Origin of the sequence: Shewanella sp. GXUN23E, assembly GCF_050865035.1 — a bacterium.
GTDB lineage: Bacteria > Pseudomonadota > Gammaproteobacteria > Enterobacterales > Shewanellaceae > Shewanella.
Window position 1 is genome coordinate 101,254 of record NZ_JBOZWP010000005.1, and the last position, 20,427, is coordinate 121,680.

Annotated in this window: 16 protein-coding genes; 11 read left to right on the top strand and 5 right to left on the bottom strand. The window is 57.1% G+C overall.

From position 1 onward, the window contains the following. The first annotated feature begins 194 nt into the window (after nucleotides 1-194). The 11 genes from ACRRUX_RS06815 (at nucleotide 195) to ACRRUX_RS06865 (ending at nucleotide 15,696) form a co-directional block, all read left to right on the top strand. Nucleotides 195-1,892, top strand: a complete 1,698-nt coding sequence (locus tag ACRRUX_RS06815; RefSeq protein ID WP_432528767.1) for a PQQ-dependent methanol/ethanol family dehydrogenase — start codon at nucleotides 195-197, stop codon at nucleotides 1,890-1,892. A 295-nt stretch (nucleotides 1,893-2,187) separates the two neighbouring features. Further along, nucleotides 2,188-3,708 (top strand): acetaldehyde dehydrogenase ExaC, encoded by a 1,521-nt coding sequence (exaC, locus tag ACRRUX_RS06820; protein WP_432528527.1) that lies wholly within the window; start codon nucleotides 2,188-2,190, stop codon nucleotides 3,706-3,708. A gap of 40 nt (nucleotides 3,709-3,748) precedes the next feature. After that, nucleotides 3,749-5,950 (top strand): 4Fe-4S binding protein, encoded by a 2,202-nt coding sequence (locus ACRRUX_RS06825; protein WP_432528529.1) that lies wholly within the window; start codon nucleotides 3,749-3,751, stop codon nucleotides 5,948-5,950. 120 nt (nucleotides 5,951-6,070) lie between these two features. Next, entirely contained in the window at nucleotides 6,071-6,142 is a 72-nt protein-coding gene (pqqA, locus tag ACRRUX_RS06830) for a pyrroloquinoline quinone precursor peptide PqqA (RefSeq protein ID WP_084267056.1), read from the top strand. A 62-nt stretch (nucleotides 6,143-6,204) separates the two neighbouring features. Beyond that, on the top strand, nucleotides 6,205-7,122 hold the full coding sequence (gene pqqB, locus ACRRUX_RS06835) for a pyrroloquinoline quinone biosynthesis protein PqqB (protein WP_432528531.1): 918 nt from the start codon (nucleotides 6,205-6,207) through the stop codon (nucleotides 7,120-7,122). A gap of 10 nt (nucleotides 7,123-7,132) precedes the next feature. Then, nucleotides 7,133-7,903, top strand: coding sequence for a pyrroloquinoline-quinone synthase PqqC (gene pqqC, locus ACRRUX_RS06840; protein WP_432528533.1), 771 nt, complete (start codon nucleotides 7,133-7,135; stop codon nucleotides 7,901-7,903). After that, the gene (gene pqqD / locus ACRRUX_RS06845; RefSeq protein ID WP_432528535.1) at nucleotides 7,900-8,166 is read left to right on the top strand and encodes a pyrroloquinoline quinone biosynthesis peptide chaperone PqqD; all 267 of its coding nucleotides are present in this window, start codon (nucleotides 7,900-7,902) and stop codon (nucleotides 8,164-8,166) included. Before pqqC ends, pqqD begins: the two co-directional genes overlap by 4 nt. Further along, nucleotides 8,144-9,280: a pyrroloquinoline quinone biosynthesis protein PqqE gene (gene pqqE, locus ACRRUX_RS06850; protein WP_432528537.1), complete on the top strand. Its 1,137-nt coding sequence runs from the start codon at nucleotides 8,144-8,146 to the stop codon at nucleotides 9,278-9,280. Before pqqD ends, pqqE begins: the two co-directional genes overlap by 23 nt. 79 nt (nucleotides 9,281-9,359) lie before the next feature. After that, nucleotides 9,360-11,822 carry a hypothetical protein gene (locus ACRRUX_RS06855; RefSeq protein ID WP_432528539.1) on the top strand — a complete coding sequence of 821 codons (2,463 nt, stop codon included), beginning with the start codon at nucleotides 9,360-9,362 and terminating at the stop codon, nucleotides 11,820-11,822. 63 nt (nucleotides 11,823-11,885) lie between these two features. Beyond that, nucleotides 11,886-13,079 (top strand): nitric oxide-sensing protein NosP, encoded by a 1,194-nt coding sequence (gene nosP / locus ACRRUX_RS06860; protein WP_432528541.1) that lies wholly within the window; start codon nucleotides 11,886-11,888, stop codon nucleotides 13,077-13,079. Further along, nucleotides 13,072-15,696: a NahK/ErcS family hybrid sensor histidine kinase/response regulator gene (locus tag ACRRUX_RS06865; protein WP_432528543.1), complete on the top strand. Its 2,625-nt coding sequence runs from the start codon at nucleotides 13,072-13,074 to the stop codon at nucleotides 15,694-15,696. Before nosP ends, ACRRUX_RS06865 begins: the two co-directional genes overlap by 8 nt. Nucleotides 15,697-15,709: 13 nt before the next feature. On the opposite strand, the gene ACRRUX_RS06870 is transcribed toward ACRRUX_RS06865, so the two are convergent. The 5 genes from ACRRUX_RS06870 to ACRRUX_RS06890 all read right to left on the bottom strand — a co-directional run bounded on the left by ACRRUX_RS06870 (nucleotide 15,710) and on the right by ACRRUX_RS06890 (nucleotide 20,427). Continuing rightward, on the bottom strand, nucleotides 15,710-16,378 hold the full coding sequence (locus tag ACRRUX_RS06870) for a response regulator (RefSeq protein ID WP_432528545.1): 669 nt from the start codon (nucleotides 16,376-16,378) through the stop codon (nucleotides 15,710-15,712). 227 nt (nucleotides 16,379-16,605) lie between these two features. Further along, the gene (locus tag ACRRUX_RS06875) at nucleotides 16,606-17,769 is read right to left on the bottom strand and encodes a porin (RefSeq protein WP_432528547.1); all 1,164 of its coding nucleotides are present in this window, start codon (nucleotides 17,767-17,769) and stop codon (nucleotides 16,606-16,608) included. Between the two features lie 241 nt (nucleotides 17,770-18,010). Continuing rightward, on the bottom strand, nucleotides 18,011-19,270 hold the full coding sequence (locus ACRRUX_RS06880; RefSeq protein WP_432528549.1) for an ATP-binding protein: 1,260 nt from the start codon (nucleotides 19,268-19,270) through the stop codon (nucleotides 18,011-18,013). A gap of 15 nt (nucleotides 19,271-19,285) precedes the next feature. Next, nucleotides 19,286-20,002, bottom strand: coding sequence for a winged helix-turn-helix domain-containing protein (locus ACRRUX_RS06885; protein WP_432528551.1), 717 nt, complete (start codon nucleotides 20,000-20,002; stop codon nucleotides 19,286-19,288). Beyond that, nucleotides 20,002-20,427, bottom strand: a complete 426-nt coding sequence (locus ACRRUX_RS06890; RefSeq protein WP_432528553.1) for a DUF3019 domain-containing protein — start codon at nucleotides 20,425-20,427, stop codon at nucleotides 20,002-20,004. The genes ACRRUX_RS06885 and ACRRUX_RS06890 overlap by 1 nt, the downstream gene beginning before the upstream one ends.

Sequence of the window (20,427 nt, forward strand, 5' to 3'; positions counted from 1 at the left end):
CCAATGAATGAGCTTTCCCTGCCGACCGGGCAATACCCATTCAGCAACCGGGTTCTTAGCATGGATTATCAGACAGGCCGGAGTTGAGCAGCATCAGGCGTCGACATTGAGAAACGATAACAATATGAGGTTCGATTATGAAGTCATATAACAAGGCGATCTGGCTGCTGTTGTCGCTGGCCACAGCCGGTACGATGGCCGCTGGTGTCACGGACAAAGATCTGCTCAACGACCAGAACACCCCTGAGGATGTGCTGACCTATGGCCTGGGATTACAGGCCCAGCGCTACAGCAATATCGATACGCTGAACCGGGACAACGTCAAAGAGCTGCGCCCGGTGTGGGCTTTCTCGCTGGGCGGTGAGAAGCAGCGCGGCCAGGAATCCCAGCCACTGGTGAAAGACGGCGTTATGTATCTGACCGGTTCCTATTCCCGGGTATACGCCGTTGATGCCCGCACCGGTGATGAGATCTGGCAGTACGACGCCCGCCTGCCCGATGGCATCATGCCCTGCTGTGACGTGATTAACCGTGGCGTGGCCTTGTATGACGATCTGGTGATCTTCGGCACTCTGGATGCCAAGCTGGTGGCGCTGGACGCCAAAACCGGCAATGTGCGCTGGAAGAAAAAAGTTGAAGATTACAAAGGCGGTTACTCGATTACCGCTGCGCCCATAGTGGTGAAGGGCAAGGTGATCACCGGGGTGTCGGGTGGCGAATTCGGGATTGTCGGTAAAGTGCGGGCCTATGATGCCAAAACCGGCGAGCTGGTATGGGAGCGGCCTACTGTTGAAGGCCACATGGGCTACATGTGGAAGGATGGCAAACAGGTGGAAACCGGCATCTCAGGTGGCGCACCGGGTAAGACCTGGCCGGCGGATCTGTGGCAGTCCGGCGGCGCCGCGCCCTGGCTGGGTGGCACCTATGATGCGGATACCGATCTGCTGTTCTTCGGCACAGGTAACCCGGCGCCCTGGAACTCCCATATGCGTCCCGGCGACAACCTGTTCTCCTCCTCACGCCTGGCGCTGGACCCGGATACCGGCGAGATTGTCTGGCATTTCCAGACCACGCCACACGATGGCTGGGATTTCGATGGCGTGAATGAACTGATTGCCTTTGACTATCAGGATAAGGGCAAGCCGGTGAAAGCCGCCGCTACTGCCGACCGCAATGGTTTCTTCTATGTGCTGGACCGAACCAATGGCAAGTTCATCCGTGGTTTCCCCTTTGTGGATAAGATCTCCTGGGCCAGCGGCCTGGATGAAAATGGCCGTCCTGTGTATGTCCCTGAAAATCGCCCCGGCAGTCCGACCGACTCCAAAGATGGCAAGCAGGGCAATACCGTGGTAGCGGCGCCCTCTTTCCTTGGCGGAAAAAACTGGATGCCCATGGCGTACAGCCAGAAAACCGGCCTCTTCTATGTGCCGTCCAACGAGTGGGAGATGGATATCTGGAACGAGCCAACCGCCTACAAGCGTGGCGCGGCTTATCTGGGGGCTGGCTTTACCATCAAAACCATCAATGATGACTATGTCGGTGTGCTGCGGGCTATCGATCCCAAAACTGGCAATATCGTCTGGGAATACAAAAACTATGCGCCGCTGTGGGGCGGTGTGCTGACTACGGCTGGCGGTCTGGTGTTTACCGGCAACCCTGAGGGCTACCTGCTGGCATTTGACGATAAAACCGGCGAGCTGGTGTACAAGTTCAATACCGGCTCCGGCATAGTCGGCAGTCCCATCACCTGGACCATGGATGGCGAGCAGTACGTCAGCGTATTGTCCGGCTGGGGTGGGGCAGTTCCCCTGTGGGGCGGTGATGTGGCCAAGCGGGTGAAAGATTTCAACCAGGGCGGCACAGTCTGGACCTTTAAACTGCCAAAACAGTAGCCAACCTTGGACAGGTATCACCATAAGCCCGCCCTAGGCGGGTTTTTTACTTCAAATACTCATCAAATAGGCGATTTTTGTCTTGAAGGCTGACTTGTGTCAGACCGGCGTCATTCCCTCCAAAAGTATGAAATTTTCTCACCCAACGGCCAATAGAGTCGGCTTCGGGGCTCTGTCTAGAATGAGTCATGGCCTTGGGAAGGTACCTGAAACGGCAGCGACCCTGAGTGCATGCAATCAGCGTCGCTTTCCCCCCGGAGGGTGGCCATTTGGATAAACACAAAGAGGTGGAATCATGATCTACGCGCAACCCGGGACCCCAGAGTCCAACGTCTGTTTCAAAACCCGTTATGAGAACTATATTAACGGCCAGTGGACGCCGCCTGCCGAAGGCCGCTATTTTAAAAATCACTCTCCGGTCAACGGCGATTTTATTTGTGAAGTGCCCCGCTCCACCGCCGCCGATATCGACAAGGCGCTGGATGCCGCGCACGCCGCCAAGACTGCCTGGGCAGCCACTTCAGTGACTGAACGCTCCAATATTCTGCTGAAAATTGCCGATCGGCTGGAAGCCAATCTGGAGCGTTTTGCGCTGGCCGAAACCTGGGATAACGGTAAGTGTATCCGCGAAACCCTGGCGGCCGATCTGCCTCTGGCCATTGATCATTACCGCTATTTCGCCGGTTGTATCCGCGCCCAGGAAAACGCCCACAGCCAGATTGACAATGACACTGTGGCCTATCACTTTAACGAGCCGCTGGGCGTAGTGGGGCAGATCATTCCCTGGAACTTCCCGCTGCTGATGTCGGCCTGGAAAATACCGCCGGCGCTGGCCACAGGTAACTGTATTGTGCTCAAGCCAGCCGAGCAGACGCCCCTGTCTATTTGCCTGTTCCTTGAGCTGGTGGGCGATCTGCTGCCTCCTGGAGTGCTCAACGTAGTGCACGGCATGGGCGCCGAGGTGGGGGCGCCGCTGGCCAGCTCCAGGCGGATCGCCAAGCTGGCCTTTACCGGTTCCAGTGAAGTGGGCGGCATAGTGCTGAAAGAGGCGGCGGCCAACATGATCCCGGCTACCGTGGAGCTGGGTGGCAAGTCCCCCAATATCTTCTTTGAGGATATCTTCAACTATGAGGATGAGTATCTGGACAAGTGTCTGGAAGGGGCGGCGCTGGCGTTTCTCAACCAGGGCGAAGTCTGTACCTGTCCATCGCGCATTCTGGTGCACGAGTCAATTTATGAAAAGTTTGTGCAGAAGCTGATCGCCCGGGTGCAAACCGTCAAGCAGGGCAACCCGCTGGATACCGACAGTCAGGTGGGGGCTCAGGTCAGTCGTGAGCAGTATGACAAGATCCTGTCTTACATCGATATTGGCCGCAAAGAGGGGGCCGAGGTATTGATTGGTGGCGCCAAAGGCAGTGCCGGCAACGGACTGGAGGAAGGTTTTTATATCCAGCCGACCCTGCTTAAGGGCGAGAACAATATGCGGGTGTTTCAGGAGGAGATTTTCGGCCCTGTGGTGGGGATCACCACTTTCAAGACGGAAGCTGAAGCGCTGGCGATTGCCAACGACAGCATCTATGGTCTGGGCGCCGGTCTGTGGACCCGTGATATGAACCGTGCCTATCGCGTCGGTCGTGGCATTGAAGCGGGGCGGGTGTGGACCAACTGTTATCACCTGTATCCGGCCCATGCGGCATTCGGTGGCTACAAGAAGTCAGGTATCGGCCGTGAAAACCACCGCATGATGCTCAATCACTATCAACAAACCAAGAACCTGCTGGTGAGCTACAACCCATCACCACTGGGCTTCTTCTAAGCGGTCACACGCCAGTCACAGGTCGGCCGGTGCCGGCCTGTTGGCTGAGCTTCACACCATGCGCCTCATCCTCAACGCCATCTTACTGCTGCTGTGCAGTTTGCTGCCCCTGCCGCTGCTGGCCCAGTGGCTGGAAGCGGGACCTGAGGTGCTGCCATTTTTCCCCACTGCGACTCGCATTCAGTCCGTCGATGAGATGGGGCTGACCCCGGTTTATCAGCTCAATGAATTGCTCGGCTTCGTGTTTGAGTCTGATGAGCTGGTGAATTTTCCCGGCTTTTCCGGTGAAACCATCAATCTGCGTATCGGCCTGGATATGCAGGGGGTGATCCGTGGGGTTGAAGTGGTGCGCCACCATGAACCGATTTTCCTGCATGGCCTGGGGGAAGAGCCCATGCTGGCCTTTGTCGCCCAGTATCTGGGGCAGGAGATCAAACAGCGATTTATCATCGGCAGCCATGGGGAAAAGATGGCCGATGGCCGCACTGTCTATCTGGATGGCATCACCAAGGCAACTGTGTCTGTGATGGTGATTAATGACACCCTGCTCACCGCCGCAGCCAAGGTGGCCCGCGCCCGCCTGGATGGCTTTGGTGATGGTCAGGTTGCCACGCTCAATCAGGACAACTACTCCCCGGCAAGTTTTGAGCAGCTGGTAAAGCAGGGCGCGGTATTTCACTGGCAGTTGAGTCTGGATGAGGCCGCCAGGCAGCTGAATGTGCCCGGTGAGCGGCTTGGTGCCTATCTGCAGGCGCAAAACAGCGCTGAGCTCAATGTGGATGCCAAGGCAGTTGAGGATGCAAAAACCTCTGAAGGGCTGCCAGCGGATGCCTTTATCGACATAACCGGGTTGTTTGTTTCCAGCCCCCTGATTGGCCGCAATCTGCTGGGTGAGGCTGAGTACCAGCGCCTTGCCGGCGAGCTGGCGGAGGGAGAACTGGCGGTGATGATGCTGTCGCGCGGGGCGGTCAGTTTTGTGGGCGAGGATTTTGTTGCCGGCACCTCACCCAGTCGTCTTGGACTGCTGCAACATGATGTTGCGGTGGATCTGCGGGATATCGATTTTTACAGTTTTTATTCCCCCTCGCTGGCCGCGGATGTGCCTGCCTACCGGGATATCCGGGTGCTGAAAATTCAGGGCCGCAGCGGCTTTAACCCGGGCGCGCCCATGACTTGGCAGATAACCCTCAACTTATCAAACAATCCTTTGCTGCCTCGTCCTGAGGTGCTGAGTCAGCGCTTTGAATTGCCTGCTGCCATGACAGTGCCGCCGCCCGCGGCCGTCAAGCCTGAGCCGCTGTGGCGGACGCTCTGGCGCGCCCGCATGGGGGAAATTGCACTGCTGCTGGCATATTTGCTGCTGCTCACAGCGCTGTTTGCCTGCCAGCGCGCTCTGTCACCGCGTTATGGCCGGTATCTGCCCCGAGTCAGGCTGGCGGCGCTGCTGTTTGTCATCGGTTTTATCGGCTTCTATGCCCAGGGGCAGTTGTCTGTGGTGAACATCTACACCCTGGCGCTGTCGCTGTGGAAGGGGTTTGATATTCAGGTCTTCCTGCTCGATCCCATCATCTTTGTGCTCTGGAGTTTTGTGTTTGTCAGTCTGTTTCTGTGGGGGCGGGGACTGTTTTGCGGCTGGCTGTGCCCCTTTGGCGCCATGCAGGAGTTGCTGGGATGGCTGGCGCAGCATTTCAGATTGCCCCAGTGGCGGCCTGCGGAGACGCTGCACAGACGCCTGCAGCTCATCAAGTATCCGCTGTTGTTGCTGTTACTGATCTGTGGGTTTTACAGCCTGTCGCTGGCGGAGACGCTGGCCGAAGTGGAGCCTTTTAAAACCGCGGTGACCATGAATTTCGTCCGCCACTGGCCGTTTGTCCTGTATGCCACTGCTCTACTGCTGCTGGGGCTGTTTGTGCACAAGTTCTATTGCCGCTACCTGTGTCCATTGGGGGCCGGACTGGCGCTGCTGGGACGCTTGCGGCTGTTCTCCTGGCTCAGGCGCCGCCCTGAGTGTGGCAATCCCTGCCAGCTATGCCGGAAAGCCTGTCATATTGATGCTATCAGCGCCGATGGCCGGATCGACTATAACGAGTGTATTCAGTGCCTGGACTGTTTGACCATCATAGATGACAGCCGTCGCTGCGTGGTGGACCGCTATGGCGATAAACGGCGCAAACGTGCACAAAATCAGGGAAATGGCACCATTGCCATAGAAATAAAGACGACCGAATTCATCACAAAGTAGCATTTTACGCAGCCGGGCCGCTCAATATGCTGGAGATGAAGGCCAATAACCGGGCTTCTATTTCCATGTTCAATTTTGCTCAACTTTTTACTCAAGATTAACTGCGCAAGGAGACTGACAATGTGGGTTAAGCCAAGCTACCAGGAACTGCGCCTGGGTTTTGAAGTTACGCTGTATATCAGTAATCGCTGATTTTATCGGCCTCCGGGGTTCGGCTTCGGAGGCTGATTCAGATAATCACGGCAGGAGATGTTATGCAGGTATTGGTGTTGGGTTCAGCGGCCGGGGGCGGATTCCCCCAATGGAATTGCCATTGTCCCCAGTGCAGTGCCTGTCGTCAGGGTTCCTCCCGCGCTCAGCCCAGAACTCAGTCATCCATCGCGGTCAGCGATAATGGTGAGGATTGGGTGCTGATCAACGCCTCCCCGGATATTCGCCAGCAGATCAATGCCAATTCTCAGATAGCCAGTGCCGATGGCGCCCGGGGTTCGGGCATTCGCGCGGTGGTGGTGACCGACAGCCAGATAGACCATACCACTGGTCTGCTGATCTTGCGTGAAGGTCTGCCGCTGGATCTTTACTGTACCGAAATGGTGCGGGCGGATTTGAGTGAGTCTTTTCCGCTGCTTAAGATGATGACGCACTGGCATGGCGGTTACCGCCAGCAGCCGATCTCCGTGGCGCCGGATGCTGAATTTACCATCCCTCAGGTGCCGGGGCTGCGCTTTGAGCCGGTGCCGCTCAAATCCAATGCGCCGCCCTATTCGCCGCACCGCAATGACTACCATGTGGGTGACAGCATAGGGCTGAAAATCACCGACAAAACCAGTGGCAAAGTGCTGTTTTATGCCCCCGGGCTGGGGGAGCTGAGTGGCGATGTGCTGGCGGCGCTGGCCCAGGCCGATTGCGCCATGGTCGATGGCACCCTGTGGCAGGATGACGAGATGCTCCGTTTGGGGCTGGGCTCCAGTCTGGGCTCGCAGATGGGCCATCTGTCAGTGTCCGGCGAGCAGGGCATGCTGGCGCTGCTGTCGCCATTTCAACGGCTCAGAAAAATCCTGATTCATATCAATAATACCAACCCTATTCTGGATCCTGATTCGCCCGAGTATGCCCAGGTGTGTGCCGCCGGTGTGGAAGTGGCCTTTGACGGCATGTTGATCCAGTTGTAAGGAGCGACAGATGCAACAAGCAGCCCAGGCAGCAATGAGCCGGGAGGCCTTTGAGGCCACACTGAGGGACAAAGGGCGGCTGTACCATATTCATCACCCTTTTCATCAGGCCATGTATCAGGGGCGCTGCACGCCTGAGCAAATTCGCGGCTGGGTGGCCAATCGCTTCTACTATCAAATCAATATTCCGCTGAAAGATGCCGCCATCATGGCCAATTGCCCGGATATCGACACCCGTCGCCAGTGGGTGCAGCGGATCCTGGATCATGATGGTCATGAGAGTCTGGGGGATACTCTGGGGGGCATCGAAGCCTGGCTGGCTCTGGCCGAGGCGGTGGGGCTGAGTCGCGAGGAGGTGCTGGATCAGCGCCATGTGCTGCCCGGGGTACGCTTTGCCGTGGATGCCTATGTCAATTTTGCCCGCCGTGCCAGTTGGCAGCAGGCCGCCTGCTCCTCACTGACCGAGCTGTTTGCACCACACATTCATCAGTCGCGCCTCGATACCTGGCCGCAGCATTATCAGTGGATCGATCAGCAGGGGCTGACCTATTTCCGCCAGCGGCTGAGTCAGGCCAGGCGCGATGTGGACCATGGTCTGCGGCTCACCCTGGATTACTTTGATACCTATGAGAAACAGCAGCAGGCGCTGGCGATTTTGCAATTCAAGCTGGATATTCTGTGGACCATGCTGGATGCCATGACCATGGCCTATGAATACCACAGACCGCCATTTCACAGTGTCACCGATGAGCAGGTGTACCACAGGGGGCTGACTTTATGATCCAGGCCAATCAGGCATACCGGATACACAAATTGTTCCGGCTGCAATATGAACCGGCGCAGCAGGCTTGGGTACTTTTGTATCCCGAAGGCATGATTAAACTCAGTGACAGCGCTTCGGCGATCCTGCGGATGCTCAACGGTGAGCGCACCGTGGCTGAGCTGATTGCCGAACTGCAGGCACAGTTTCCTGAGGCGGATACCCTGGCCGATGATGTCACTGAGTTTCTGGGAGAGGCCTATGGCAAAAAGTGGATCTGTTGAGGCTGCCGTCAAACCGCCTCTGTGGCTGCTGCTGGAGCTGACCTACCGCTGTCCGCTCAGCTGTCCCTACTGCGCCAATCCGCTGGATTTGGGCAACCCGGCTGATGAACTCAGTACCGATGACTGGCTCAGGGTGCTGGAGCAGGCCAGGGCTATGGGCGCGGTACAACTTGGCCTGTCCGGCGGTGAGCCGCTGCTGCGCAAGGATCTTGAGCAGATAGTGGCGCGGGCGCGGGAGCTGGGGTTTTACAGTAATCTCATCACTTCCGGCATCGGCCTGACGGAGAAACGGCTCGAAGCGCTCAAGCGGGCTGGGCTGGATCATATCCAGATCAGTTTTCAATCGGCCGATGCCGACACCAATGATGCCATTGCCGGCAAGAAGCAGGCCTTTGCGCAGAAAAAGCAACTGGCGCAGGCGGTGAAGGCCCACGATTTCCCCATGGTGCTGAACTTTGTCATCAGCCGTCAGAATATCGCCCAGATCCCGGCGATTCTTGCCCTGAGTCAGGCACTGGAGGCTGACTATGTGGAGCTGGCAACGGCCCAGTATTACGGCTGGGCGCTGGCCAACCGGGATCTGCTGTTGCCTTCGCGTGAGCAAATCCGCCTCGCTGAGGCTCAGGTCAATGCGGTGCGGGAGGCGCAGCAGGGACAGGGGCCAAAATTTATTTTCGTGACGCCTGATTACTATGAAACCCGTCCCAAGGCCTGCATGAGTGGCTGGGGCAATATTTTTATGAGCATCGCCCCCGATGGCCGCGCCATGCCCTGCCACAGTGCCGGCCTTTTGCCGCTGAGCTTTCCCAATGTGCAGCAAGCGTCGTTGCGGGAGATCTGGTATGACTCTACGCTGTTCAATCAATACCGGGGCTTTGACTGGATGCCAGAGCCCTGTCGCAGCTGTGATGAGAAGCACCAGGATTTTGGCGGTTGCCGCTGTCAGGCATTGCTGCTGACCGGCGATGCGGCCAACATCGACCCTGTGTGTGACAAGTCGCCGGCGCACCATAAAATTGCCGAGGCGATTGCCCGGGCCTCCGGTTGCCCCCTGGGCGAGATGCTGGCGCGCACGGCCGCCAACAGCCGGATTATCGTGAAATCGCGGGTGTAGCATGAATGCGCCGGGGAGTGTTAAGACATCGGCAACCCAGCCGCCGAGTGAACAGCAAAATCCAAGCACACGGCAAAAAATGAGTGCAGGGCAAAATCTAAGCGCATGGCAAAAGATGCCCTGTGTGGCCGGGCTTAATCACTGGCATTTGCCTGTATTGCCCAGCAGTACGGTTGATAGTTCGACCTGGGCCTCGCACGACAGCCTGGTCGCCAGCATCATCATCCCCACTCCCGCCTTTGATGACAGCGGCGCGGCGCATGCACTGGAACACTGGCTGCTGCGGGGCAATCAGCAGTTCTCCTCGTCTGAGTCGTTTTTTCGCCTGCGAGCCGAGCAGGTGTATCAGGAGTTCAATGCCAGTACCGGCCTATCCTGTACCCGTTTTCATCTGGCGGTCAGTGATGCGGATACCGGGCTGTTATTGCTCGATTATCTGCTCAATGCCGTGCTTGCCCCCTGTCTGCGGGATGAGGACTTTGCCATTGAGATTGGCGGCCTCGACGGCGTATCGCCCGGGGTGATGGCCAGAGAGATGCAGGCCTATATGGCAGATGCTGATAACGCCCGGCAAACCGCACTTCACAGTGAAATTGGTTATCCCTGTTATGGCGGCGTGCCCGATGCGATTGCCAGCTTGACGCCTGAGCGCCTGCGCCAGTGCTGGCGGGTGTGGTACCGGCCTGAGGCCATGACCCTGCTGACTGCCGGGCCCTGGCCTGAGGCCGATGTCGCGGCCCGGCTCAGCGCGGCTCTGGCCAGATATCAAAATATGTTGGCATCAGCGGATGGCGATGCGGTAAAGCCGTGCTTGCCACCGGCAAAGCGGGTGCATCTGGCGGCGCCTGAGTATCTGGGCATCTCACTGTCTTTACCGCCGGGCTGCTGCGCCGAGCCGCAGCAATTCTGGCTGGCACTGGCCAGCATTCTGGGGCACGACACCTATCGACAGATGCTGGCGGAAATGGGTTGGTGCTGGGTGCCCACTCCTGTGGATCTGTGCCTGTTTGAGTCCTGCTCGAATGTTGTTCAATGGCAGGCATCAGTCTCTGGTGAGCATGGGGGCTCAGTTGGCGCCGGGCGCAGTCGCGAGTATGTGTTTGTGCCCAAGCCGCTGACCCGGGGGCGTAAGGGGCTGAGTGACGTGCAGGACGTGCAGACTGTAGAGCTCAGGCGCTGGCTGGAGAAACTGCTGGTGCTGCTTGAAAAACCACAGCAACTGGTGTTCTGGACACAGCAGGGCAAGCTGCAGCACTGGCTACAACAATCCCGGAAACAAGGGCCGGCGCTGGCGACGTTATACGCCTGTGTGCATGGCTGCTTTGAGCTAACCGGGAAGGGTATCCGGCCCGGGCCGCAGCCTTTTGCTTATCCTGCGCCGATTGGATCTGTCACTCTGACGCTGGAGCATCCCCCGGGCGTTGGGCTGCGCCCAGGGCAGACTGCCGGTGGCTGGCTGACAGCCGCCAGAGTGCAACTGCAGGCCTATTGTCTGGCGGCCAGGATCCCGGCAGCGTTTCAGACTCAGCAAGAGCCGCACGCTGGCAAGCTTCAGATTAGGGCCCCTGCCCGCCATATCGCGGCGCTGCTCAGTTGTCTGCGGGCGCTGGTGCGTTTGCCGCTGGCACTGGACCAGCACCAGAACCAGCACCAGAACCAGCACCAGAATCAGAATGCGGGCCTGTCACAATCTCATGCCGCTGCCAATGAGGCGGGCAAAGCAAGCCTTTCCCGCCGGGGCGCGGCCTCAATGGCCGCAGTGCTTGAGCAGGTGACCGCCCGGTTGATGGCGACGGCAGTCGATTCTGAGGCCGTCGATTCTGAAACCAAGACTGAGACAGTGGGCATCACAGTTACCCCTGAGAGCGCTGTACTGGCTGACATTGCTCAGGCGCGCAATATTCATCAGTGGCAGCAGGATATGGGCGATTCCAGTTTGTGCCTGTCGGCACTGGCATCAAGGCCAGGCTGGTCAGTCAGTGTTGAGCGGGGCGCTGAGGTGGAGATTTGGCTGACAGGTGATGGGGATGCCGGAGCAAAGGCCTCTGTTGCTGAGCAGGTCTGTGCCATACCGGCAGAGGCTGGGCCGGACTGGATGCTTATCCGTCGCGCAGAGCATGACTGTGGCATGGCGCTGCTCGCCGTGCGTCCCGGCATAAGGATGGGACCAGTGCCTTTGCTGATGCTGGCACTGCATATTCAGGCGGGCTTGGTGGATGCCAGGGGGAAGGGCAGGATTTATGGGGTGGGTTATCGGCTGCTGGGTAACTCGGGGGCCAGGATTCGCCCCGAGACTCGCCGCGCCAACAGGCGCGCTGTGATGATCTTTACCGCCCAGGACAGTGACTGTCAGGCCAGTCTGGCCGAGATGACTCAATGGCTGGTGACTCCTGTATCTGATGCGCTGGCGCGCTTGCGGCTGGCTCAGGCTCAAAGCCTGCTGGCGAGCACTTCAGCGCCGCATAGCCAGGTGCCGGATGCGGAGCGGCAACTGGCGGATTTCACGCAATTGTTGCAGTGGCTGGCCAGCAGCGTAAGTTGACACAAGGAGCCGTTGGCGCGACGCGCCATATTGCAGGATGCATTATCAGGCAGGTGTGATGATATGAATATGTTTGAAGGCGCAGGCCGCTTGCCTGCATTACAGTATCCGCTGGTGGAAGTGGCCTCCAGCACCCAGGCCGATGCCGCGCTGGCGGTGGCTGAGTTGGCCGCCGCGCTGGCCCGGGCCGATTTGGAATGTGTGCTTTTTTTCTGCTCGGCGTCCTATGAGCTGCCAGCACTGGCGGCGCAGATGGAGCGTCAGTTTGTCGGTCGCAAGGTGGTGGGCTGTACCACCTGCGGCGAAATCACCGAGCATGGTTACAGCAGAAACAGCATTCTGGCGCTGGGCTTCAGCAAACACGCCTTTACCCTGGAAAGTCAGCGGGTGGCGCTGGATAACTTCTCCCTTAATCAGGCGCAGTCACTGGTCTCCGGATTGGTCAGCCGCTGCAACCAAAGGGCGATTGCCCCTGTGGCCGGTAACAGTTTTGTGCTGACATTGATTGATGGCCTGTCTCCCAAGGAGGAGTTGTTTCTGGCGATTCTCAATGCGGCGCTGGGCAAAATTCCGCATTTTGGCGGCAGCGCCGGGGATGATGTCAATCTGGGGTTTACTCATGTGTACTGCGATGGCAGTTTCCACTCGGATTCAGCTGTGGTGGTGATGATTAACACCCTGTGTCCCTTTGAAGTCTTTACCACCCACCATATTCAGAGTCTGGAGCAGAAGCTGGTAGTCACTCTTGCCGACAGCGACAAACGCCGGGTCTATGAACTCAATGCCGAACCGGCGGCGCTGGTGTATGCCCGAGAGGCGGGATTGCCGCTGGAGCAGCTGCAACCTGAAGTGTACGCGCTGCATCCGCTGGCCGTGCTGATTGGCGCTGATTACTATGTGCGCTCGATTCAGAAGGTGAATGAGGATCTCAGCCTGGATTTTTACTGCGCGGTGGATTGCGGCATAGTGCTCACCGCCATGGAGCCCGGCGATCTGCTGGCCAGCGTCGAAGCCAAGCTGGAGTCCCTGAAAACGCGGTTGGGAGAGCCTGAGCTGGTGCTGGGTTGTGATTGCTTCCTGCGGGAGCTGGAGTCAGATAAACGTGATCTTAAAGCCAGCCTGAATGCACTGTTTAAACGCTTCCGGCTGGTGGGTTTTAATACCTATGGTGAGCAGCTCAACGGCGTGCATATGAATCAGACGCTGACCGGGGTGATGATAGGGCGTCCCCGCTTCAAAGGAGGACAGCATGAATGAAGCGCGGGCTGATGATACTGGACTGCAGCAGGAGCTGCTGGCACTGCGGCAGGAAGCCGCGCACCTGAGACTGGAAAATGCCCGGCAGAAGAAAATGATCCAGGCGCTGATCGCCCGGGTTGAGCTGCGGGGTGTCAACAATGTCGATCCTTATCATGCCTTTCAGTACTCGGTGGTGCTGGCCGAGCAGGTGCGGGAAAAAACCGAAGAGCTGAACTCCGCCCTGCAGGCACTGGAAGAGCAAAATGTACAACTGTTTCAGGCCAATCAGATGATAGGCGCGGCGCAGCAAAGGTTTGTTGATGCCATCGAGTCCATCAGTGACGGATTTGCCCTGTTCGACCCCCATGAGCGGCTGATCTATGCCAATCGCAGGCTGCAGAGTTATCTGGCTGAATTTGATTTGAGTTTGTCCCGGGACGACAGTCTGGCAACCCTCAGACAGCAGATAGAGCGCAGTGGCATGGTGCGCGAACCTCTATCCGCGTCCCAGGAGCCGGGTACGCGGGTGTATCAGGACTCCCGGGGACGCTGGCTGCAATTGCTGGAGCGGCGCACCATGGAAGGCGGCAAGGTATTGCTGCACAAGGATATTACCCTACTCAAACAGGCTGAAGAGGCGCGGTTTGAAGCCGCGCTGGCGGAGAAATCCCGGCTGCTGCAGATGATGGTGGATCACCTGTCACAGGGGGTGGTGATGGTCAATGCCCAGGGACTGGTGCAGGTGGTCAACCACCGCTTCTGCGCCATGTCCGGTGTTGCCGAGTCCGGTTTGCTGCTGGGGCGTAAGCTGGCGGATCTGCCACCGTTGCCGCTGTCTCTCAATCCGGTTGATCCGCGTAAAGAGGTCACCACTCTGATGCCGGATCAGGAGCATGTGATTGAGCTTCGCAGTCATGCGTTGAGCATAGGCGGCTATGTCAACACTTACACAGACATTACCCAGAGTCACAGATACGCAGAGAGTCTGCTGGAGAGCGAACGTTGGCTGAGATTGATCACCGACAATGTGCCGGCGCTTATCGCCTATGTGGGTGAGGACTTGTGTTTTCGCTTTACCAATCGCGCCTATGAAAACTGGTATGGCTTCGATAAAGGCGCTTTGCTTGGGCAGCACATCAGTGTCAGCCGCAGCGAGCAGGAATTGCAGTTGATGATGCCCTATGTCCAGCGGGCGCTGGCCGGGGAGCCGGTCACCTTCGAATTGCGCGAACGCAATGCCCAGTTGCAGGACTGCTTTATGATGAAAAGCTATGTGCCCAACACGGACGCCGCCGGGCAGGTGACCGGGTTGTTTGTGCTTAACTGGGATATCACCGAAAGCAAACGGGCGGCCGAGGAGCTGGAGTTGTCCTACCAGCATCTGGAGGTGCGGGTGCGTGAGCGCACTTATCAGCTGGAGGAGCTGAACCGTCAGTTGCTGGAGGAGATCCGCGAGCGGCGGGAGATTGAAAAACGCCTGCTGGAAGCCAAGTCAGAAGCCGAGCAGGCGAACCTGTCCAAGACCAAGTTTCTGGCGGCCATCAGCCACGATCTGCTGCAGCCCCTGAATGCGGCGCAGCTCTACACAGGTTCGCTGCAGGAGCACAGAATGGCACCGGCGCTGCGCGCTTTGGTGCAGTCAGTGGCGAGTTCATTGTCAGATGTGGAGTCGCTGATCGGCATGCTGGTGGATATTTCCAAGCTGGATGCCGGCATAGTCAAAGCCGACAAGCAGGCATTCCGGGTGCACGAGCTGCTGGATAATATTGCCAACGAATTTGCCTATGCCACCGAAGACAAGCACCTTGAGGTGCGCTATGTGCGCAGCAAGGCGGTGATCTACTCTGACTCCCAGTTGCTGGCGCGGGTGGTGCGCAATCTGATGTCCAATGCCGTGCGTTACACCCAGAGTGGCCGGATATTGCTGGGGTGCCGTCAGCAGGACAATGCGGTGCTGCTGGAGGTATGGGATACCGGGGTTGGCATTCCGAAAGAGAAACTCACCGAGATTTTCCAGGAGTTCAAACGGCTTGATCCGACCCACAGCAAGACCCGCACCGGCCTGGGATTGGGGCTGGCGATAGTCGATAAGATCTGCAATGTGCTGGGGCACCCTGTGATGGTTCGCTCCTGGCCGGGTAAAGGTTCGGTATTTTCGGTGCGGGTGCCCCGCAGTGGCGTAACTCAGCTGCCGCGTGAGGGGGAGCCTGTGCCAACCATTCAGAGTGTGGCCTTGCAGGGCGCCAGAGTGTGGGTGGTGGATAACGATCTCAATATCTGCGAAGCGATGAAAACCCTGCTGGAGAAGTGGGGCTGTGAAGTGGTCACTGCTGTGTCGCTGCAGGCACTGCAGATCCAGCGGGATATCAATAGCTCGCCGGTGGAGTTATTGATTGTCGATTATCATCTGGACGACGGCGCAACCGGTACCGAGCTGGCCCGCATTATCAATGAGGCCCGTCCGCAGAAAGTGCCCACTTTGCTGCTGACTGCCAATCGCAGCGATACCCTCAAGCGCGAGGTGCGCGATTTGGGGTATAGCATACTGCACAAGCCGGTGGTGCCGGTGCGCCTCAAAATGACCATGGTGCAGTTGCTGGAAACCGACAATGGCAAGGTCAGTCTGTCAGGCTGAGTGCTCACCCGGCTCAACGCTTCAGATACTGATCAAAATCCACACTGGACAAGCCCACCACCGCCTGGGTGCGATTGTGTACCCCGAGCTTTTTTAAAATCGCCGAAACATGGGATTTGACCGTGGTTTCCGAGATATTCAGATCATAGGCGATTTGTTTGTTGGATGAGCCCATGGCCATCGCCTTGAGCACCAGCAGTTGTTTGCGGGTCAGGGTGTAGAGCATCTCTGAGGAAATCTGCATGTCCTGCTGTCTGCTTCTGGGATGCGCCGGCTCAGTTGCCGCCCTGATGATATCGGCGGGCAGGTAAACATTGCCATCTAGGATCTGTTTGATGGCATTGCCGATTTCCTGTTTGGATGAGGACTTGGCAATAAAGCCGACCGCACCATAGGTAATGGTTTGCAGAATGATTTTGCGATTGGTCTCGGCAGAAATAATCACCACGGGCACGGTGGGCGCGATATTACGGATCTCCAGCAGGGTATTGAGACCGCCACTGCCCGGCATATTCAAATCCAGCAGAATAAGATCAAGATCATCGCGGCGTTGGATCACCGCCAGTGTCTGTTCAACGTCCTCGGCTTCGAGGATGGTGCAGTCATCAAGGCTGGAGTTGAGTACCAGCGACACGGCTTCGCGAAACAGAGGGTGGTCGTCTGCAACCAGGATATTTACCATGATTATCCCTCGCCCTTTACGCTTGTTGGCAGCTCATTTGACCATGAGCGTAAGCAAAAGCGTATGTTATTGTTTTTAATTCTTTTGCTAACTTGCATCAGAGATTGCTGAAATGTCAATCCACACTTAGTCCAGCCTGTCTGGGTCCAAAGGGGGAAAACGGGCCGAATTGGCTTCGGCCCTCAGCGGGTTGGCGGGTAGCCGCAGTGGTTGCCCGACACCGTGGCTTAAAAGGTCACTACGGCGCCCAGCGCGACCACATCATTTTTCTCAATCCGGCCGATGGCTGCGGCGCCTTCCACCTCGGTGCGGTTGTACTCAGCCACCAGGGTCAGATTGGCATTGAAGGTATGAAACCAGGCAAAGGTCAGATTGTCGTAGGTCAGGTTAGTGACCTTCATGGATTCCACCTCGGTTTTGCCGTAGGACACCACAAAACGTTCGCTGTCCAGCGTATAAGATCCCTGCACCAGATAGCCGTCCGACTTGTTGGTTTCATCGACTATGATGGTATCCAGGCCCGCCACAGTGCCCAGTCCTTTGCTGTGAAAGCCCGACGCATTCAGGGCAAAGCCAGCCAGTCCCAGACGCAGACCGCCTGCATAGCCGTTGGAGTTGGTGTCAGCATGACTGTCTTTGGAGCTTTGGGTGACACCACTGACATAGGCTTTGACATTCACCGAGTCATTTTTCCAGTTGTAGGTCAGCTCTGATTCAAATCTGGGGCTGTCTTCTGAGCTGTTGGCACTGCGTTTATTGGGGTCCATCACCCCAACAGCCAGCTGAAAGCCGCTGAAGTCGGGGGAGCGGTAGGTGATTTGTGCCTTGGGGAAGGGGTAGGTGTAGCCAGATCCGATATTGCCGAAGGACACGTTGCCGCCATCGATAAGACCATAATAATCGCTGGTTTGGCCATGGCCGAGCAGTAGCTCATCGGACAGGATATTGCTGCGGGAGAACAGCCCGAAATCTTTACCCAGCAACAGCTGACCCCAGCTGGCATCAATGGTGGCATAGAACTGGCGGACATCGATACCGGAGCGGGTGCCCAGTCCCTCGGCGCCGCGGTACAGATCGGTATCGTTGAGGGTGACCCAGAACGAGGCGCGGGCACCTATCTTCAGATCATTCACCTCGGTGTTGTAGTTAAAACCAATATAGTTGGGCAGAAAGCCTATCCTGACCCTGGATTGTTCGCGGCTAATAACGCCCGAGTCGGGATCTGTTGCATCCGCCAGTTTGTCATTGCTGGAGTAGGAGTAGAACACATTGACCAGCAGATCTGTGGTGACCGACTGGTTTTGATCTTCATAGAGCGTAATCGCCGCGTTGGCCGTTGACACCATCAGTGTCAGGCCCAGTGGCAGTGCCAGTTTAGTGCAGGCTTTCATCTGAATATCCCCCTGGTTTAGTTATGATGTTCACGGATCAAGGGGGCGGCCGGGCGCACCGGCTATCAGCTGGTTTGGATGATTCGCCTCCCTGTCGTGGCGCTGCACAACTTCACAGCTGGATCTCATGCTATCGACTGACAACAGTCGTCCCTATGCCGAAAAAGCATGGAAAGCTCTCATCCTTTGGCGGGGTACACTTATGCAGGTAGGAATGCCATGAATGGCATGAGGACTGGGATCAGTTCAGTGGCCAGCTGAGGGTAAAGCGGGTATCACCCGGACAGCTTTGCAGGCTCACCTTCCCGGATGCCCGGGCCATGATGCGCGAGATAATCGCCAGCCCAAGGCCATAGCCTTTGTCTTCATTGCGGTTTTGTTTGCTGCGATAGTAAGGGGCAAAGATTTTTTGCTGCTCATCCACGGGAATGCCCACACCATCATCGGCAACGGTCACACTGGCCCAGTCTCCCTCTGTGTGCAGCTGCACATCAATGCGGGAATGGGCATAGCGCTGGGCATTGGTGATCAGGTTTTGTAATGCCCGCTCCATCAGTGCCGGCTCTCCCGGGATCATCAGGCTTGGCAGCGGACTGGCAAAATGCAGCGGAATGGCGCTGAGCCCAGTCAGTCGGTCAATGACCTGACGACAGACCACCACCAGATCAGTCTGCTCCAGGTGGATATCCTGTTTGGCGGACTCCAGGCTGGCATAGGTCAGCATCTCTTCCAGCAGCAGATCAATTTCCCTCACATCCTGATGCATATCCTGCAGGAATCTGGCTCTGTCATCGGCGTTTTTTTCAGGCCGGCAGTAGGAGGGCAGCAGGGCAATGGCAAACTTCAGTCTGGCCAGCGGAGTGCGGATTTCGTGGGATACGGCGTTGGATAGATGCTTCTGGTTTTCAATCAGGGTGCTGATTTGCCCGGCCATCTGGTTGAACGTGCGCCCAAGGGATTGCACCTGCGAGCTTTTGGGCAGCTGAATGCGGGTATCCCAGTGCGCCTTGCCAAAGGCATTTGCTGCGACTTCCAGGCGTTTGATATCCCGTGACAGTGGTCGGATCCACATCAGGATAACCAGCGCCAGCAACAGGTAAAACGACAGGGTATAGAGTGCCTGCCAATGGCTCAGGGGGTTGAGCTCCACCGGCCCAATCATCAAAACCTGCTCACCCACGGCGATAAACTGCCGCTGCTGGGCCCTGTCATTGACAGTGGTCAGCACCTTGCCTGGCTCCAGCGTTTGCTCGCTGCTGAGCGAGATGGCATTGGCAGGCAGCAGTGCCATGGGGATCTTCTGGCTTGTAACCGCCTGTTCAAGTACCGCCTGACGTTCGTCAGACGGTAGCTGGGCCAGTACACCGGCCAGAGTGATAATCGGTGCCTGTTCATTGGTGTGATCCGTCATGTTGGATTCCCACAGGGTTTCCAGACTCCAGCCGAGCCCAATGATGGTCAGGCTCATCAACAGATACAGGCTGATAAACAGTCGTCTCACACCAGTGTCCCGGGCTTAGTTGTTCCAGGCTTCCGGGGCAAACAGGTAACCCTGTCCCCAGACAGTCTTGATACGGAACGGTGTTTCGATGTTGTCACCCAGTTTCTTGCGCAGACGGGAGATGCGCACGTCTATTTTGCGGTCTTTACCATCGAAGTCGATGTTCAGCAGATACTGGTAAATGAACTGACGGCTCAGTACCTGACCGGCCTGTGAGGCCAGCAGCCATAGCAGTTCAAATTCATGACTGGTGAGATCCACTTCTTTGTCACCCAGACGAATTGCCTGCGAGTGTGGGTCGATGCTCAGCTTGCCGAAACTCAGGCAATGGGATTCGGCGTGGTGCTTGGGCTTGGCGTGACGGCGCAGCAGATTGTTGATACGGGCAACCAGCAGTGCCGGGTCAACCGGTTTCACTACATAATCATCGGCACCCAGCTCCAGCCCCTTGATCTGATCTTCGTTGGTGCCAAGGGCGCTCATCAGCAGGATGGGACCGGCGAAGTAGTCCGGCAACTTTTCACACAGGGACAGGCCATCCATACCCGGCAGCATGATGTCCAGCAAAATAATATCGGGCTTGTAACTGATCAGGCGAGTCAGCACAGTGTCACCACGGCGCTCAACCTCTACGTGCATTCCTTGCTCTTTGAGATAGTCCACAATCAGGTTCGACAGGCGAATGTCGTCTTCCACCAACAACACACGGTAGGGAGATTGAGGGGTTGTCATTAGAATAAACTCCAAGGGTTGCGATAACGCCGGCGCGAGGAAGAATCACTCAGCTGTGTCACTCTGAACTTTGCGGCGGCTATGATCCGGTTGCTTTGCGGGTCAACCATCTCAAACTGAATATCTTTATCTGTTGTTATATTTAGTGTCAGTGAATGTACCGCGTTTGAGTCGTTGCACCAACGTGTAAACTGTGCGTTATCCGACAAAATGCAAATCAAATTGTGGGGAGTACCCTGCCATTTCAGTTGCAGGTCAAGTTTACAGGGGGTGTTTGGCTCGGCCACACAGATTTGCGGCCATACCTCAAGTGTGGGTTGGGTGTCTGTTTCGGCCTTGCCGTGGGCCACAAAGGAAAACAACAGCAGCACCAGGCCAGCGAGTGGACCGGTGGAGCAGGGGTTCCTTCCTGAGTGGGTGTTCAC

Coding starts and splice junctions, on each gene's coding strand:
- ACRRUX_RS06870 (WP_432528545.1), bottom strand. CDS start 16,378: ATGGTAAATATCCTGGTTGCAGACGACCACCCTCTGTTTCGCGAAGCC.
- ACRRUX_RS06885 (WP_432528551.1), bottom strand. CDS start 20,002: ATGACAACCCCTCAATCTCCCTACCGTGTGTTGTTGGTGGAAGACGAC.
- pqqC (WP_432528533.1), top strand. CDS start 7,133: ATGCAACAAGCAGCCCAGGCAGCAATGAGCCGGGAGGCCTTTGAGGCC.
- nosP (WP_432528541.1), top strand. CDS start 11,886: ATGAATATGTTTGAAGGCGCAGGCCGCTTGCCTGCATTACAGTATCCG.
- ACRRUX_RS06875 (WP_432528547.1), bottom strand. CDS start 17,769: ATGAAAGCCTGCACTAAACTGGCACTGCCACTGGGCCTGACACTGATG.
- exaC (WP_432528527.1), top strand. CDS start 2,188: ATGATCTACGCGCAACCCGGGACCCCAGAGTCCAACGTCTGTTTCAAA.
- pqqE (WP_432528537.1), top strand. CDS start 8,144: ATGGCAAAAAGTGGATCTGTTGAGGCTGCCGTCAAACCGCCTCTGTGG.
- ACRRUX_RS06815 (WP_432528767.1), top strand. CDS start 195: ATGGCCGCTGGTGTCACGGACAAAGATCTGCTCAACGACCAGAACACC.
- pqqD (WP_432528535.1), top strand. CDS start 7,900: ATGATCCAGGCCAATCAGGCATACCGGATACACAAATTGTTCCGGCTG.
- pqqB (WP_432528531.1), top strand. CDS start 6,205: ATGCAGGTATTGGTGTTGGGTTCAGCGGCCGGGGGCGGATTCCCCCAA.
- ACRRUX_RS06865 (WP_432528543.1), top strand. CDS start 13,072: ATGAATGAAGCGCGGGCTGATGATACTGGACTGCAGCAGGAGCTGCTG.
- ACRRUX_RS06855 (WP_432528539.1), top strand. CDS start 9,360: ATGAGTGCAGGGCAAAATCTAAGCGCATGGCAAAAGATGCCCTGTGTG.